The sequence below is a fragment of the Neorhizobium sp. T7_12 genome, assembly GCF_002968535.1.
Taxonomy (GTDB): Bacteria; Pseudomonadota; Alphaproteobacteria; order Rhizobiales; family Rhizobiaceae; genus Neorhizobium; species Neorhizobium tomejilense.
In genome coordinates, this window is sequence record NZ_PVBK01000034.1 from 1 (window position 1) to 15,865 (window position 15,865).

Genomic DNA, 15,865 nt, shown 5'->3' on the forward strand with positions numbered 1-15,865 from the left:
GACGGCTCTGCCGCCTCGTGAGAACCTCCAACGTAGACTCCATGGAGAAACTCCTTGTCGCTCATCCATGGAATGTCGATCACAGATCAGGCGGCGGCAGGCAATGTGGGGGCAGAACACCGGTTACGGTGTACCGCTCGTTCAGGCCCAAGCACGAACAGCAGCGTGCTGATATGGCAACGCCGCTCTGTCCAGGTGCTTAATGGTCTGTGCGATAAGGCGAGCCGAAAGCGGCTCTCCGGGCGAAGTGGACAGATCCGAAAACTTACCGGTCGGGCCACCGGATGCGCAATACGTCCGATGGCGAGGAATCGCACCTGTCGAAGCTTCAGGGGTATTCGGACGGATGGGCCAAATGCGCCGCGGGGTGAGACTTGCAAGTGGAACTGATTGGCCCCACCGGCACGCCGGGGGCCATGCGCGAAGCGGTCATACAGCTACGACGCCTTCCATTGCCGCATCCGCGGGGAAAGCAATCCTGCGCACCATCAGGTGCGAAGAGTTCCGCGCGGCGATCACCTATGCCCGCCGCAATGCCATCCACACTATTGCGGCCACCAACACCTTCAAGCGGGACGACATGAGGAAATCCGGCATCGTACCGCTGCGGATGCCGTTGCTCTTGGAGCAGAAAGGCACGATTCCGGAGCCCGGCTCCTTCTAAAGCTCACCAAGAGTTTCGGCTGGTATTACTATTGTCCGTCGTCGGCGGGAATTCCTTCGGCGGCCCTCAGGTGGATCCATCCTATCATGCAGCACTGGGATCAGGATCATCGTCACGGGAAACTACGGCTCTCCTGGGCCGCGGCCGGAAGCTGACCACCTGCGGAGCATGGTCGATCGGTTCGATGAGACGCTGTCCGAGCTGCTTTAAGCGCGCTTCAGCCTCAGGCTGAAACAGAATGTGCTGGACCGAAAGTACCTCAGAGTGCCCGTCGTCCGTTAAAAACTCGGTCTTTTGCCCGACGGCGAGGCCGAGTATCGCGAGGCCGCGCATCGAATGAAGCGAGAGAGCGAAACTGGGAAGTAGCCCTTCTGCGTTCCGCACAAGAATTTGCGGTCCGATGCTCAACCCGTTGACGGTAAAAGCGACCTGAGTGTCGATCGTCACCACATTCGGGGGTATATCCTCCCGAAAGTATACGTCCGAATGATTCAGCTTCTCACGAAGCAGGATCGAAAACGGACTCGGCCGGTCGGCCTCCTGTTCGAGCATCGACATCAGGACATTGGCATCTCCTGTCGTCAGTTGGCAGAAGACTTCCCTGGACATAGTTCATTTCTCCAGCACACATTCATGGAGGTGACAGAAAGGCGGGCAACTCGCCGGCCTGCTATGCTCATTGTTGGCTACGCAATGCTGTAGGCCGCGTCAGCGCAGCCAAATACGAATGTCTCGCATGGGCTTCTTGGGGTCGTCCTTTGAAATGATCCTTGCGATCACAGTGCGAGCCGCATCGGCTGCAGCTTCGCGATTCGGATAGCGCGAGGGTAGTACTCCGTCGAAGACGGTCGACCACGCGTGTGCAGTTCCGCTCAGGTGGTCGTAGTGGAGCTGAACATGGATAGCTCCGCCGGTAGGATTGTTGTTGGAGAAGGAAGGATTTGTCATCGCGCTGCCTCGTTCCCAAGCCCAGCTCGCTCGAAATTACCTGAAGGGCCGGCACCGCGTGCGGCTCCCGAGGGCGCTGACGAGAGTGCGGATCCGAAGATCGCCCTTAGCCCCCGCTGCGGCTGGTGGAGAACCCGCTTGAGTGAAAGCGTCGCATTCGGGTTTTGATGAGGACCAAAGACTGCAACGTCGCCTTCCTGGAGACCTAGAATAGCGAGCCCCACCAGGCTGCGTAGCGGGATGATATCCTGGAACAGCCTGATGGACTGCACGGTGTCTACGAGATCCGCCGTGGTCGGCAGGTCACTTCCGACTTGAAAGGCGACTCGGCTGTTGATCGTCGCGACATTTCCAGGAAGGCTCGACGCGTCAACCACACGAGCTGTTGCGATTTTACGTCGTATCAAAGCCTTCGCCCGATGAAACACAGTGGTGTCATCGAGCAAACGGCGCAGGATAGCGGTGTCCTCGTCGAAGAGTATGAGAGGCAGATGGGACGCATTCATCGTAGGTCTCCTTGGATGTCCATGTTGGTTCAACAGGAACGCCCTGTGCCGACCCCGATGGGCGGCACAGGGCTACGGGCCTGCGGTGAGACAACCTCCTCGGTGTTTTCTGTGTCTGCTGTTGCGCAAGATCATTGGTGTCCTCAGGGTTGCGGATGTTCGATGGAATTTAGAGCACCAGGTCGGCGGCTTCCTGGACAACGCAAACCACGGTCAGGTGATGGGCTTGGCCGTCACGAGAGAACCACTGGCTGCACTGCCCCTCGCGAAGGCCAAGGAGTGCCACCCCGATCGGAGTCAGCACCGATATTCTAGCCAAGATGACGTCGATCTTATCGGGATAGACGAGCTTGATGGTGCGGCGGGATCCGCCTTCGACCTCGAAGGTGACGGTGGAACCAATACGGACAGCGTCATGTGGTGCCTGTCCGTCAGGCACGACGAGGCTCTTCTCAAGCTTGCCAACCAATTCAGCCGCGACATCGTAGTCCTTCGACAAGGCAGCGTAAGCTAGGTCAATGAGTGACGAGTAATCCGATGCACCGACGACGGACATCTGATACTTCGGAGAGGGATGAGTTTGCGACATTGTTCGCGAAACCTCCGTTACAGACATGGGGCTCCATGCATGCGGTGACTGTTCTGGAAGAATTGTCGCGCCGTCAGTGAACGCTGGTGCTGACTCTTTTCGCCCAGGATCCGGCAGGCGACGAGGGCCGGATCCGGGTTATGATCCTGCGATAGGGCAAACCCGCAACACTTCGATCGGGAGTAGGTCGTGATTGATCAGCATGACCCTAAGATTGCCATTGGCAGCTCGGAAGTCAAGCCATCCGTTCGGGTGCATGAAGTGCGGCACGCCGCCGCATCCAAAGCGGATGGCTTTCGTTCCTGACTTGAGGGATCAGATCACGCCGAGAGCGTCCATTGCTTCAGCGACCCTAACGAAGCCTGCAATATTGGCCCCCAGCACGTAATCGCCTGGGGCACCGTACTCGTCGGCAGTGACAGCGCAACGGTCATGGATCGCTTGCATAATCGTTGCGAGACGCGCCTCGGTTTGCTCGAAGGTCCAGCTGTCACGGGAGGCGTTCTGCTGCATTTCCAGAGCCGAGGTGGCAACTCCGCCTGCGTTCGTGGCCTTGCCGGGCGCGAACATGATACCGGCCTCCTGGAAATGACGGACAGCCTCTGGTGTGGAGGGCATGTTTGCCCCCCTCACCTACTGCCACAACGCCGTTCTTCACCAGGGCGCGCGCGTCCTTGCCGGTCAGTTCATTCTGGGTTGCCGATGGCATTGCCACGTCGCAAGGGATGTCCCATATGGAGCCGCCTTCAACGTAGCGGACGCGTGACCCCTTCCGTTTTGCATACTCAGAGATCCGCTCCCGCCTGATCTCTTTGATCTCCTTGACCAGGCCGAAATCAATGCCGTCTTCATCGACCACGTAGCCGTTCGAGTCGGAGCATGCGACGATGCGCCCCCCAAATTCAGCGACTTTCTCCATCGTGTAGATTGCGACGTTTCCAGAGCCTGAGACTGTCACACGCCTTCCGTCGAACTCCAGCCCTCGGGTTGCAAGCATGCGCTGGACAAAGTAGGTCGCTCCGTAGCCAGTCGCCTCTCTACGGGCTCGCGAGCCTCCATGGAACAGCGCCTTACCCGTCAGAACACCGGCTTCGTAACGGTTGGTGAGGCGCTTGTATTGGCCGAACATGTAGCCGATTTCCCGGCCTCCCACGCCGATATCACCCGCGGGGACATCGGTGTATTCACCAAGGTGTCTGTGAAGCTCGGTCATGAAGGACTGGCAGAACCTCATGATTTCTCCGTCCGAACGGCCCCTTGGGTTGAAATCGGACCCGCCCTTGCCGCCGCCGATAGGCATTCCGGTCAACGCATTCTTGAAGGTCTGTTCGAAGCCGAGAAATTTGATGATCCCGACATTTACCGAAGGGTGGAAGCGGATGCCGCCCTTATAGGGGCCAAGCGCTGAATTGAACTGCACCCTGAAGCCCCGGTTTATCTGCACTTGCCCGGTATCATCCACCCAGGGCACGCGGAAGATTATCTGTCGCTCCGGCTCGCAAATACGCTCGATCAGAGCGTTTTCGGCGTAGCGGGGATGTTTGGCAATCACCCGCCCCAGGCTTTCGAGCACTTCCCGCACGGCTTGATGGAACTCGTGTTCACCGCCGTTACGCCGCAAAACTTCAGTTAGAATTGGTTCCAGCTTCTCATCGACATTCAAGATTTTTCTCCTAAGCCACATCCGCATGATTGCGATCGGCGCGGGCGCCATACCGGAACAGCCGCGGTAAGTGAACCCCTTTTTTGGCGCGTCATCTGCCGAGTTCTGATGCTATTGGATCGGCCTTGACTTCCGCTTCAGGAACGGCATGATCTATTGACCATGACGAATATTTCGCGCTTACATTGCTGTCGCCTCCGCCGGGCGTGTTCTATCGCAGGACACTAGCCCAGGGTCTTTCGTTGCTGTCGCGCACCTGAACCCTGGGATCGTCATACTCCTGTTCGCTGGCTTTCTGCGCGACTCCCCTTCACGGCACTAAACTAAACCATGACAGCGCGGCTCCAAGGCTGCGCGAAGAGGCATGACAAATGGAAATGATCCCAACTCTCGGCACCAAGCCGTCTATCATCGTGCGCCAAACCGAGCACACCCGCCTCATTTCGCTCGCCATGGCGGCGCCTGGTCGCGACCTCGACGTAGCCGACGAGCTGCTCGCGGAACTTGAGCGGGCGGCGGTCGTGGACGACAATATCTTTCCGACAGAAGCCGTCGGGATTGGTTCCACCGTTTCTTACGAGACGGAAAATGGGCAGACGCGGACGGTTACGCTCTGCTTTCCAGGCGAAGCTGACATTGAGCGATCGATGGTGAATGTGATGACCCCGATCGGCGTCGCCCTTCTGGGACTCTCGCCGGGGCAGTCGATCAACTGGAACGGTCGTGACGGCCACGTTCACAGGCTGACGGTGACCTTCGTCGAACCTCACGTCGCTTCCAGCGCCGCCTGACGAGCACACTTGTCGATTGCGGAGGCGCAGAACGCGTGGCCTGCGGTCACTGTTGTGCAGGTCTGCGCGCGCCGACATTGCATTTCTGTTGGAAGGCCGACTTCAGCGGCAACCCCTGAGTGCGGCGGAATGTCCCCCGCTCTTGTGTCCGTCGTTCAAGGATCCAATTATCAGACATGACCAAGGCAGAAATCATATCGGCTTCGAGCAGCAGATCTCAAGCACATGGCTCCACCCCGAGCGCCGCCCGGCCGTAAGCCGTGGGCGTTTCGGGGCAAACGCACGATTTCCAAATAAACGTTGGTTTTGTTAGCCGGTCCCCTCCGGCAGAGGAGCTTGATATGCCGCCCGCCAGCAACCGATACTGCTGTTATGCCTGCTACCGAAAACTGCCTCGTGCAGCAACGCGATGTCCGTGGTGTGCTCACCCGCCGCCGACCCGGACTGTGGGAGCAGCTTCGCCGGGTACCGACCCCATCCCCCGGTCGTCCAAGGAACTTCGACATGCCATGTAAGGATAGGAACACGGCTGTTGCGCCATCGAGAATTTTCGTTCAGGACCAGATCCATCTTGCGCCCGACGAGTTGAAGATTGCGGGCCGCGGTCGTCAGAAGCAAGGCGTCACCCTGACCGGTCTCCCCGCTCTTTCGCCTGCACTGTGCCGCGCGGCACGGGGGGCGCTCGATTGGACCCAGGAAGATCTGGCGAAGCGATCGACTGTCTCCCGGTCAACAGTACGGGACTACGAGAGCTGCAGGCACGTCATTCACCGGCGTACCGCATCGCTGATCACTGCCACCTTTGAACGCGAGGGGTTGATACTTATGCAGCTTCCGGAGGTAGGCTTCGGCATCTGGAAGTTCGAATGTGACTCCCCCGGGTCGCAGGCAGAGCTTCTGAAAGCCATCTTCTAGTCCATCGACCTTGATCCGCCTGACCCGGAGCCACAGAATGACTGCTACAAACCTTCCTTCCGCGGATGTTGAAGTGCGGAAAAGCTTCGGCCAGGGGCTGATCTGGATGGCGTTCAGCATGGCGTCCTTCATCGGAATGTCCGTCGGTTCGCGTGAACTGGCCGCGACCCTCTCAATCCGACAGGTCCTCTTCTTCAGAGCACTGGTCGGCCTCATTGTGATTTTGGCGGTCGGACGAATGCTGTTGCCCGAGATCCGGAAAATGAAGCTTGTGAAGCTTCATGTCCTCCGAAATGTGGTGCACTTTTGTGCTCAGTATTTCTGGACGATCGGCATTGTCATGCTGCCACTTGCCTCGGTCTTCGCGCTGGAATTCACCATGCCAATCTGGGTGGCGCTCTTTGCATGGATGCTGTTGAAGGAGAGGCTTTCGGCTCCACGCATTCTTGCCACCATCGGGGGATTCATAGGTGTGCTCGTCATTGTTCGACCGGGAACCGCAATGGTCGATCCGGCTGCCGGCCTTGTCCTGATCGCCGCTGCTGGATACGGGCTCTCGCTGATTTTCGTAAAGCGGCTGACCCGTGACTGCTCTCCTGGCGCCATCGTGGTTTGGATGATCCTAATCCAGGCTCCACTGGGATTGATTGCAGCTCTCACCGACTGGCATGACGTGCATCTCAGCGACGTCCCTTGGATGCTAGTTGCGGGGCTTGGTGCGCTCAGCGCGCATTACTGCCAGGCGCAAGCGCTCAAGAGATTGGAAGCGTCTGTGGTCATGCCGATCGACTTCCTGAGGGTCCCTTTCGCAGCGGTGGTCGGGTACTACGCCTACGGTGAGGCTATCGACCTCTGGGTTCTATTTGGTGGCGGGATCATCCTGCTCTCGAATTACCGGGCCGTTCTCGCTGAGCGGGCTCGCTCCCGCTAACGCGCTCTATTCGATCTCCTTTTTTTGCGTGTTATCCAAAGATGAAAAAGCATAGCGGCACACCAAGCGGCAGACGGGTCACTCTCTCCCGGGCGATGTCAAAACTCGGCTACTGCTCGCGGACACAAGCCGAAACCTTGATCAACGAGGGCCGGGTTAGGATAAATGGTACCAGAGCGAGAGACTGCCGCATCTGGATCGACTTTGATCTCGACGTGCTCGCAGTCGATGGCGCGTCGGTGCGCAGGGCAGCGAAATCCTACGTAGTGCTAAACAAGCCCCGCGGCCTGATAACCACTCGGAACGATCCCGGCGGCCGAGATACGGTGTTTAGCTGCCTCAGGGCCCTCAATACTTCACATATCTCCCCTGTCGGTCGCCTGGACAAGGCGAGTGAAGGGCTGCTTCTATTCACCAATGACACTGTGCTCGCACACCGTCTTCTCGACCCGAAAACAAACGTCAGGAAAATTTACCATGTCCGGGTCTCGGGGAAGCCGACCGAGACCGATATGGACCAGATGGTAGCCGGCATCGCGGATCGCGGAGAAAGCCTGACCGCATCATCTGCGCGCATCCTCAGGTCCGCGGAAAAGAACGTGTGGCTCGAAGTGGAGCTGCGTGAGGGACGCAATCGGCAGATCCGAAGGATGGTGGAGGCTCTCGGTTTCGAGTGTCAGAGGCTCGTGAGAGTCGGTATCGACACTTTGAGTCTCGGTTCTCTGAACAAGGGCGAGTATCGTTGCCTCAATGACATCGAAATCGAGAGCCTGCGGCGTCGTGTTGGGTTGCCCGTCCTTGCTGGTTAACGAGGCTTTGAAGAAATGCGGTAGTCACAGCGCCAGCGGTCTTCCTGATCGTAGTCATCTTGCTGTTAGGGAGCAATCTCCTACGCCGCTGAACGCCGGCAGGATGGTCCAGACCAGGAGAATGGCTGCGGTGCCACGGGACAACTTGCTTCAAATGCAGTGATTGTCGGGAATGAGCTGAGGCAACTCCTTTGGTGTTCGCTTCCGCAGTCGTAACCTTAACAGTCAACCAAGAGCGCGAGTTTCAATTGCGATCGCCCCAAGGACAGGTCCAGATAGGCTGGCCTCAGAGGTTTGCTGCATGGAAAACAATGAACAGCATTTTTATGTGTTTGGAAGACGTATAGCGTGCGGGATTTATGACCCGGTCACCCGCAAACTCCGCGTCGTTTATCGCAGCGGTCGCAGTAGAAATTTTTTCGAAATGTCTCCGATCCAGATCCTGGCACTTCTATCCGGCGCCCTCAAGAGTTTGGTACCAACGTGGATCCCTGTGTTCTCACCGCTGAGCCTCCTCGGCTAGACCCGCCCCTGATATAGCCGGCAAACCCTTCTTCCTGGGCGTCAGAGACGGCTGCGGATCAAATCTTGCTAAGCCTCTTCAGACTGGCATACCCGTCCCTACCGATGATAATACGGCATACACAATCGAGTTGGTGCAGTGGGAACAATCAGCGGGTAGCCATGAGAATGATTTTCCGTCTATCACGAACTGCTACCGCTTATGCCTCCACGCAGCCCTTCCATTCCCTTACATATCAAAGGCGACTAGCGAAGGAGTGGTATTTTTTGGCCGTTGACTTAGGTTCTGGATGTGGAGGCTAGTCATGTCAAACATCGACGATGAACTGCGAGTGCTGCACAGCGCAGTTCGCAGTCTGGAGAAGAAATGGCGCCGTACTGGGGACGAATATTATCCAAACCAGATCCGGCAACTGAAAGAGATGATCGCCGACCGCGAGCGCGGCGGTCTTTTCGGTTTGGAAAAATCGATGGGGCCGCCTCGGGGCGCTCTTAACCCCTCCGACGTCTGATTTTGCGTTCACCATCCGACGCATGCGTCATCGACCCTTCGTTCTAAGAGGAACACCTCAGATGAGGGCAGCCTGATATCCGAATTCCTTCCATTGTCACGACCGACATCGGCTCGATCTGCGACGTCCGGAATCCAGGTCCGCCCAAGATGCGCGAACTCTCCAGCTGTTCTGGGGACACCGCGGAATGTGCATCATCGACAAGCGATACTTGCCCCTATGGTGCAAGCCGGCCGACGAGGTGCCGAGCCCCCGTTATTAAGCTCGATGTGACGTTCAACGATGTCAGCCGTTCATCACACTCGGCCAACGGCCTTCGATGGACCAACCCGCCTAAAGCCCCGAGATCGCGGGCATTTGAACGCAAACCTCCTTAAACCATGACATCGGATGATGTAGAATACGTCGAGGACGCATAGCCCTCTTTTTAGCGGGCTGCAGTGGTGAACCGCAAGAAGTTGCGAGGATGCTGGCGTGACCAATCGTGTTTCGATGGCATTGAAAGCGGCCGCACGAGGTATGGAGGATGCCTTCGGCTGGCTTGTTCTCTGGTGGCCGTTAGCGCCTGTATGCATATTCGTTGGGGCAACGGGTGTCGCGGTTTTGAGCCAGGGCGCTGATCCCTTCGGCATAAAATTCGCCGCCGGACTCGTGACCATCACCTTCTACTTCGTGGCTATCTTCGGGAGCCTGCTCAGCGCCATCTTCTTTGCAGGCGTGACCTGGAAGCTCTCCCAAAATCCCGACGCCTCGCGATGGTCGAAACAACGCTCCAGCGTGAATTTCGACACGATCTTCTGGCTGCTTGGAAGTGTCATTACCGCATTGTGGCTTGCTCCCCTCACGCTGGCCACCGCCCATATCCCGGTTGTCCGGGACCAGATGCTACCCTTCTGATCAAACCTCTTCCAGAGTTCGCCGTCTCGCACTATTAGATCTCAGCCAGGTCGCGCAGTTTCGACAGCGACTCGACGAGCAAAGGCTGATTGGCCAACAAGCCTTCGACGTGGATTCTTGCGAGCGCCTCAAGGAGGCCCTCCCCTCTCGGCGTCAATCCGATCAAGACACTTCGTCTGTCATTTTCGGAGGGCATTCGGTTTGCCAGACCAGCCAACGAGAGGCGGTCGACCAGCTGTACTGCACCGTGAGGGTGCATCAACATCTGCTCTGACAGTTCCCTCATCATAATGCGCCCACCGGCCGCCGTCTTGATCACCAGCATTGCCTGGTATTGCTGTGATGTGACCTCGGCCTCCGCAAGTGCTGCTTCGCTGAGTGCCAGGAAACGACGCAATGCGAGCCGGAATCCGGCGAGCGCGCCGTACAAGTCAGGGGGCAGTTCCTTTTTCAAGTCAACTTCTTCTGCACTCGGCATTCAAAAACCTTTTATTGAATCACGCCATGATATATAATTTCGGTGTCCGCGTTGGGGAGGACGGTTCGCGTGCGCGCGGCGGATTGTGCATGGTCCGCCTCGAGCACGATGTCCGCTGTCGCGCGCGCGAATCATAGATTGTCTTGGCGGCGACGGTAAGAGGGGGCTTTTGAAAGTAGGAAGTGTTTCAGCCGGATGCGGAGTAGAACTGCTACCCGCGCTCAATGAGTGCGGGTGTGATGTGAGCCGTGTGGCCCGTCAATCCAGGGTGTCCGACGCTGAATTCGACCGCTACGTCAAAATCTGCTCCTATCAAGTGGCCCTTACACGATCTGGCTTCACTCGAAAAAAAGCCGCTCGTTCATCGGTCAACTTGGCAATAGGGCATCGATGGCGCTTCATGACATCTAACCCACGGGATAAGCGATGGTTTCCGGGGTGACAAAAACTTCGGTACACTCTCGTTCAAGTGACGTCGGCGGAGGCGGGGGACCAAGTGGGTTCGTTTTGCCCGCTGGTGTCCCACCTTACTCAACCACTGAGAACGGTGGGATTAAACCCTGATGAGACGCCGACAAGAGAGGAGGTTGCCGTGGCAATTTCGGAACTCAACGGGGTCGAGAAGCAACTGCTCGGAGTAATCGGTCGCGGACATCGCGATCGGCGAATGCAAGTTTTCCACCGTGGAGAGATCTACTGCACCGCTCCGTTCACCTGGGCCGAGCTGTCCGCTCACGTGAGAGCTGCCGATGACGCGATTGCCGATGCCGTCGCAACTCTTGTCGCGGCCGGCGCTGTTGACAGTGTAAGGCAGCCGACCCGTCTCTTCCGCTGGATACGGAGGACCAAGCCTGCGACCTTTTTCTTTGTAACTCAGAAAGGGAAGCGATGGTCGGCGCAAATCGAGCAAGTCATGGTTCTCGAACAGAATTAGAAATTGATCTTACTGGGCCAGGCGAGGCCCGTGAACGTTAAATCATCAGCGCGTCGAAGCCGGCGCATCTTCATCGACTGTCATGAAATGCATGACACGGACAAGATTGCCTTGCATCAGCTCCAGGACGCGATCCGCTTCCAGCCAGAACAATGCTCTTACGATCTCCTCCTGAGTAAAGTTCGCCTTGGCCAGGGCGACTGTCAGGTGGTGCAGGTTGACAGGCGCGGCGGGCGACGCATGGATAGATCGGAGATAGTTTATGACTGCCGCTCTTGTTTCTTCGCGTCGATTCATCAATTACACCTCCTTGTGCTTTCGCGCCGACCCCTCAACACGCTGCGCCTACTGTCGCTAGGGGTTTTGCCGGTCCGGCGGGCTCGCGCCGCGACCGGGAAATGCTAGGCTTTTCGTGGGGTTTGGATAGAAGCGTGGACCAACGATTCGAACGCGCTTGCCTGTCACGTCGGTAATATAGGTGGCCTGTTTAGCCTTCAACGCAGGTGGTCTCTGCGGGTGGTTTGGTGGCGCGGCCTCCGCGCTGCCTGCCCATATCAGCATCAAGGCAAGAACCAGCAAGGCTGCACCGCCCATTAGCCCGGTCCAAGTACCTCCACTTTTTGAAAAGTAAAATTCGAAGGCCCCGTTCAACAAGCTTCGTCACTCCTGATGAAGATGCAAATGCCTCAATCGCTCATTGCTCGGATTTGACCCAGGGCAGGTTGCTTCGATTTGGCACCGTGGGAGGAACTCATTTCGTTCGTGAAATCTAGCACCACCCTCTTCGGCCGTTGCCCTTCACGGTGCATGAGAAAAACAACGACACACCGACCACACCCGGATCTGACCGACAAGATCTGCCCAGGGGTTCGAACCATCGCGCTCTTGGCGGCGTCCGCGCAGTTCGACGTTTCGCCAGCAACGGCATATGAGAAAGTCACGATTGAAAAAACAGCGGCAAGCAAACCAGCCTGCACAGAACCCCGTGCGGGGGATGACATCGACATAGCCATGCCCCACTAATGCACCGTGCTTTCAATCTGAATTTTATCACGGTCCAACAATGCCTCGCACACTTCCTGAACCATGACGCGGGTTGCCTCAAGAACGGGCGGAGAAAGTGCTTCACCAAGACGAGCAGCGTGGCCAATCCTCAAGAGACCCTGCAGCTCGGAGGCGTTCTCGATGAGGCGGCCCATCCTCTTCTGGAGATCAACCGGCAACGCCGTCACATCGAACTGTTCCTGATCCAGAAGCCCGCGTTCCCTTAGGATTCGCTCAAGCAGCAGCGTCAACTTGGCAACTTCTGCAATATCCTTCATCTGCACCCTCCCCGGCTTTTTAAGCTAGCTTTCAACCCGCGATTCTTTTTGATCGCTCATCAAAATATATCATGACATGATAAACGTAAAAAGATAGAGGCGGACACAGGAGTGTTATCGCGCCGTGAGGGGGCGGGATCGGTCGATTTCTCGATTGGCATCGAGTAGAGCACGCTGAAACGTCACCGCGTGATCGGTAGCCGATCGAGTTCAGCTACACTTTGCAGCTGCTGTAAGCGCCGCTGTTATGCCCGCGAGTGCGTACTTGTAATTCGTTCGCGTGCCTCGTTTCGAGATTGCGCTCAACGTCATTGAGGTGGCGGATTTCATCGCCGCAACCAGGACCGCGTCGTCGCTCGCGTTCTTCGTCCAGGCAGAATTCCCTTTCGACGTCATCGAAAAATTTCGGCCATCGACCGCCACCGTTATCTCTGAGCCGCCGAGCACGTCATAGCCCATGACAGCTTGCGGATAGTAGCTGCCGGCCCTTGGGTCTGGGGCCACCAGGATATAGTTGTTGCCGTGATCGACATTTGCCGGCCGAGCCTCCTGTGGCGTGGAGAGTGCATAGCAGTGTTTCCGGCCATCTGTTGAATACGAATAGAGACCCCAAGCTCCAAACGTTTTGATCATCGTAGGCGCGGAGCCGGGCCGCGCATTTGCCGATGCTGGACCGATTGCAGCGAGGGCAAAAACGGCGAGCGCGAATGCTTTGAGGGACATCTCATCTCCATGGCTGGATTAAATAGAGGTTGAGGCCAAGTCGGCCGCGGACGGCGCTCCACCTAAATCGGGCGCTGCAGTGGCAGTGTCGGGGACTAGACCAAATACGCTTTCGTGGGCTGACGCATCCCAATCGAAGCCATCGAATAACGTCGGAGACTTTGGCGGCCCCCTACTCGGCAGGCACGTCAGTGGCCCGCGCAGCTAAGTCAATGTTACATAAATCTGAAGCGATATTTTGTGAGAGGTTTGCCGCCGGATGCCGGTTGATTGTCCACGGCAGGACATCCGTCTTTCGCAGTCCGCGCCCATCGGTCACGGCCCTGAGTGTGATCTCCGCCCCTAGTGTTGTATTGGTGAATTCGCTCGGGTCTCGATTGCACAAAAGGGGATCGCCGCGGCCGATGAATGCGACGGTGCCCAGCAGCGACTGCTGGTCAGCCTTTACAACCTCGCACCAAATCCCATTGATGGTGATCGAATTGACTCGAAGCGTCGCTTCGCTGGAGGGGCTCATCATGTGCTTGTGAAACGGCTTCGGATTGTATGGCGCAGAGTGGATCTCGGCAGCCGTTTCCTCAAAATCCTCGGTTTGCAATCCTAGCTCCTCGCGTCGGCTCCTGACGGAGACGGGAATTGTGTAAAACATTTGAGCATTGAAGTGGTGCGTCGCTCCACAAACCCAACAAATAGGCCACTGCGCAGCCTGCCGCGACATCGATCCCCGTTAGGCCCGCCCGAAGTCATTTCAGGCGGGCCTGGTTCGACTGGACATCTCATCACATCCACTCGAAGGTTAACTGTCCGTCACCGCCGATGAGGTCGGTTGCGGAAGCTCTTTCATTTCCATCAGTTGTTCCGCGCAATTATTTGCCGCATTGATAACAGGCCCCTCGATCCCGGCGACCTTTGTCCAGCCGCCCTCCTTGATGAAATTCTCGCGTTCCCAGGACGATGTGGCCTTGAGGGCCTGCAGCTTTTGCTCGGCATTGCTCGCGCTTATGAAGTCGTGGACGCATATGTCGGCGACCAGATCGGCCCGCGCATCCCGCGCTGCGACCATATTCATCTCTCGCACGCGCGCCGATGTCGTCCAGCCTCCCCAGGTGAAGCCAACGATCATCGTCAGTACCGATGCGCCGACCAGCGACCAAAGCCACAGGATTTTGGACGGACGAAACGAAGAGCGTCCACCATCTCCGAAAGCTAGCATAGCTGTTCTCCCCACGTATTTTGTCATGGCATGATATAAAAATAGCCTTTCGAGGCAACCTCGGCATTGATCACAAAACGTTGATCGCCCGCGGCTGTCAGAAACATCTTATCTCTCTTCTAAGCAACAAATGGCGGATCTTGAGTTTTGGGCCGAGGTTGACGCATGAAGTGAGCACTGTTGGCCAGTCATATAGCTCGCGACCACGCAGATGACCCTCCTTTGGTGTAAGCTCAGCTTGCTCACTGTTCTGGATCTGTCCCAAAGGAGAATCGCAGGAAAGTATTTACTGGTGTTCATTTGGGAAGTCTTTGTGCGACGACGTCCAAAACCTAAACACGTCATTGTGATTGGGTGGACAGAGATCCTTATTTTCGCCTGATTTCCTCGGGGTTCCGGACGGCTCCCCTTGCATGTCACTCCCCTTCTTTTGCCGATGAACGGATGGATACGACATTTCCGCTTTGTCAGATGCGAAAAATCTGACTACCTTTCCATTCCGGGAAGGGGCATTTCATGAGAACAGTATTCTGGGACCCTCCATTTTTCGCCTGTGGGATCGTCATTCGCGGCCCATTTGAAGCATATGGTTTCATGGATTCGCGGGGCGGTCAGAATGTGTGCTGGCCCGTGGTGAAGGGTTCGCAGTTCGCGAAGGCCCAACTGGCAATGCTCGCAGCCATGGATGGCCGTCTGTCGATCGAAGACGCCAGGGCCTGCTTCGGCCTGGCGCTGAAGGAGGCACAAATCACGTGATAAAATGGAGCAAGATTGGGACAAGGGGGTAACAATGGAGACTGCGCCGTGGGGCTTGTGCGTCTACTATCGGACCGATGATAATATGGTGCATTCCGTGAGCGGCGTTGACGAGGCGCTGGTCGCTCTGTTCGATCGATGGCCAGTAAGGACTGGAAATTACCGCCTCATCGCAATGGACGCCTGCTATGCCGCACAAGCTGGCCGAGAAAGACTGGCGAAGGCTCGATTGGCATTTGTCGCTGCAGTGATCGAAGCTGGCGCGCTGGTCGATGACCGGCATGAGCGGTGTTCTGATCAGCCTGGCGATCCCGAATTATTCGGCAAGGCACCCGTTGCTACCGTCTCTATCGTGGGGTCCCCTTCAACCGCTCTCGATCTTGCATGTGACTAAAGACGATGCTCCAGAACCATTCTCAGTCGGCGTCTATTCTCGATCCCGAAGACCTGGAAATGCTCCAAAAGGTATTCGATCAATTGTGCGAACGAAGGCGCTTAGAGAAGGGAAGCGCGGCGGCCAACCGGATAGCTCGAGATCTGATCGATCTCTTTCAACATGGAATAAGGGGGGAGCGTCAGTTGCTCATGATGTTGTCGGGCGCAAAGTCATTTCCCTAGGTGCCGGTTTGGGGGTGACATCTACGTCTACTTCCGCATTGAATGCCGGCCTCTACCAGAAGCTCCCAATCAAG

The 15,865-nt window shown here is 57.0% G+C and carries 19 protein-coding genes and 1 pseudogene; 9 read left to right on the forward strand and 11 right to left on the reverse strand.

Going from position 1 to position 15,865, the window contains the following annotated elements:
- Nucleotides 1-748: 748 nt before the first annotated feature.
- The 5 genes and pseudogenes from C5J26_RS31805 to gdhA form a co-directional block, all read right to left on the reverse strand.
- On the reverse strand, nt 749-1,273 hold the full coding sequence (locus C5J26_RS31805) for a transcription elongation factor GreAB (protein ID WP_105405401.1): 525 nt from the start codon (nt 1,271-1,273) through the stop codon (nt 749-751).
- A 99-nt stretch (nt 1,274-1,372) separates the two neighbouring features.
- Nucleotides 1,373-1,612, reverse strand: coding sequence for a hypothetical protein (locus C5J26_RS33015; protein WP_172746219.1), 240 nt, complete (start codon nt 1,610-1,612; stop codon nt 1,373-1,375).
- Nucleotides 1,609-2,118 (reverse strand): hypothetical protein, encoded by a 510-nt coding sequence (locus C5J26_RS31810; RefSeq protein WP_105405402.1) that lies wholly within the window; start codon nt 2,116-2,118, stop codon nt 1,609-1,611. The genes C5J26_RS33015 and C5J26_RS31810 overlap by 4 nt, the downstream gene beginning before the upstream one ends.
- Nucleotides 2,119-2,287: 169 nt before the next feature.
- On the reverse strand, nt 2,288-2,674 hold the full coding sequence (locus C5J26_RS31815) for a GreA/GreB family elongation factor (protein ID WP_245441349.1): 387 nt from the start codon (nt 2,672-2,674) through the stop codon (nt 2,288-2,290).
- A gap of 348 nt (nt 2,675-3,022) precedes the next feature.
- A pseudogene (gene gdhA, locus C5J26_RS31820) lies at nt 3,023-4,370 on the reverse strand (NADP-specific glutamate dehydrogenase).
- Nucleotides 4,371-4,741: 371 nt separating this feature from the next.
- Between gdhA and rnk the strand changes: the two are divergent.
- The 6 genes from rnk (at nt 4,742) to C5J26_RS31850 (ending at nt 9,747) form a co-directional block, all read left to right on the forward strand.
- On the forward strand, nt 4,742-5,161 hold the full coding sequence (rnk, locus tag C5J26_RS31825; protein WP_245441351.1) for a nucleoside diphosphate kinase regulator: 420 nt from the start codon (nt 4,742-4,744) through the stop codon (nt 5,159-5,161).
- A gap of 627 nt (nt 5,162-5,788) precedes the next feature.
- Nucleotides 5,789-6,076, forward strand: a complete 288-nt coding sequence (locus C5J26_RS31830; protein ID WP_245441354.1) for a helix-turn-helix transcriptional regulator — start codon at nt 5,789-5,791, stop codon at nt 6,074-6,076.
- Between the two features lie 37 nt (nt 6,077-6,113).
- The gene (locus C5J26_RS31835) at nt 6,114-7,007 is read left to right on the forward strand and encodes a DMT family transporter (RefSeq protein ID WP_206051247.1); all 894 of its coding nucleotides are present in this window, start codon (nt 6,114-6,116) and stop codon (nt 7,005-7,007) included.
- A gap of 41 nt (nt 7,008-7,048) precedes the next feature.
- Nucleotides 7,049-7,816, forward strand: a complete 768-nt coding sequence (locus C5J26_RS31840) for a pseudouridine synthase (protein ID WP_105405405.1) — start codon at nt 7,049-7,051, stop codon at nt 7,814-7,816.
- Nucleotides 7,817-8,643: 827 nt separating this feature from the next.
- Nucleotides 8,644-8,850, forward strand: a complete 207-nt coding sequence (locus C5J26_RS31845) for a hypothetical protein (protein ID WP_105405406.1) — start codon at nt 8,644-8,646, stop codon at nt 8,848-8,850.
- Nucleotides 8,851-9,324: 474 nt separating this feature from the next.
- Nucleotides 9,325-9,747 (forward strand): hypothetical protein, encoded by a 423-nt coding sequence (locus C5J26_RS31850; RefSeq protein WP_172746220.1) that lies wholly within the window; start codon nt 9,325-9,327, stop codon nt 9,745-9,747.
- A 34-nt stretch (nt 9,748-9,781) separates the two neighbouring features.
- Here C5J26_RS31850 and C5J26_RS31855 read toward each other — a convergent pair whose 3' ends face one another.
- Entirely contained in the window at nt 9,782-10,201 is a 420-nt protein-coding gene (locus tag C5J26_RS31855; protein ID WP_245441352.1) for a MarR family winged helix-turn-helix transcriptional regulator, read from the reverse strand.
- Between the two features lie 616 nt (nt 10,202-10,817).
- On the opposite strand from C5J26_RS31855, the gene C5J26_RS31860 reads away from it, so the two are divergent.
- The gene (locus C5J26_RS31860; protein WP_105405409.1) at nt 10,818-11,159 is read left to right on the forward strand and encodes a hypothetical protein; all 342 of its coding nucleotides are present in this window, start codon (nt 10,818-10,820) and stop codon (nt 11,157-11,159) included.
- A 45-nt stretch (nt 11,160-11,204) separates the two neighbouring features.
- Here the strand turns inward: C5J26_RS31860 and C5J26_RS33020 are convergent, their stop codons facing one another.
- The 5 genes from C5J26_RS33020 to C5J26_RS31885 all read right to left on the reverse strand — a co-directional run bounded on the left by C5J26_RS33020 (nt 11,205) and on the right by C5J26_RS31885 (nt 14,417).
- Nucleotides 11,205-11,456 (reverse strand): hypothetical protein, encoded by a 252-nt coding sequence (locus C5J26_RS33020; protein WP_172746221.1) that lies wholly within the window; start codon nt 11,454-11,456, stop codon nt 11,205-11,207.
- Between the two features lie 722 nt (nt 11,457-12,178).
- Nucleotides 12,179-12,481, reverse strand: coding sequence for a hypothetical protein (locus C5J26_RS31870; protein WP_105405411.1), 303 nt, complete (start codon nt 12,479-12,481; stop codon nt 12,179-12,181).
- Nucleotides 12,482-12,691: 210 nt separating this feature from the next.
- On the reverse strand, nt 12,692-13,204 hold the full coding sequence (locus C5J26_RS31875) for an invasion associated locus B family protein (protein ID WP_105405412.1): 513 nt from the start codon (nt 13,202-13,204) through the stop codon (nt 12,692-12,694).
- Between the two features lie 172 nt (nt 13,205-13,376).
- Nucleotides 13,377-13,802, reverse strand: coding sequence for a hypothetical protein (locus C5J26_RS31880; RefSeq protein ID WP_172746222.1), 426 nt, complete (start codon nt 13,800-13,802; stop codon nt 13,377-13,379).
- 198 nt (nt 13,803-14,000) lie between these two features.
- On the reverse strand, nt 14,001-14,417 hold the full coding sequence (locus tag C5J26_RS31885) for a hypothetical protein (protein WP_105405414.1): 417 nt from the start codon (nt 14,415-14,417) through the stop codon (nt 14,001-14,003).
- A 516-nt stretch (nt 14,418-14,933) separates the two neighbouring features.
- On the opposite strand from C5J26_RS31885, the gene C5J26_RS31890 reads away from it, so the two are divergent.
- Both C5J26_RS31890 and C5J26_RS31895 read left to right on the forward strand, forming a co-directional pair.
- The gene (locus C5J26_RS31890) at nt 14,934-15,173 is read left to right on the forward strand and encodes a DUF982 domain-containing protein (protein WP_105405415.1); all 240 of its coding nucleotides are present in this window, start codon (nt 14,934-14,936) and stop codon (nt 15,171-15,173) included.
- Nucleotides 15,174-15,207: 34 nt separating this feature from the next.
- On the forward strand, nt 15,208-15,567 hold the full coding sequence (locus C5J26_RS31895) for a DUF982 domain-containing protein (protein ID WP_172746223.1): 360 nt from the start codon (nt 15,208-15,210) through the stop codon (nt 15,565-15,567).
- Nucleotides 15,568-15,865: the final 298 nt, after the last annotated feature.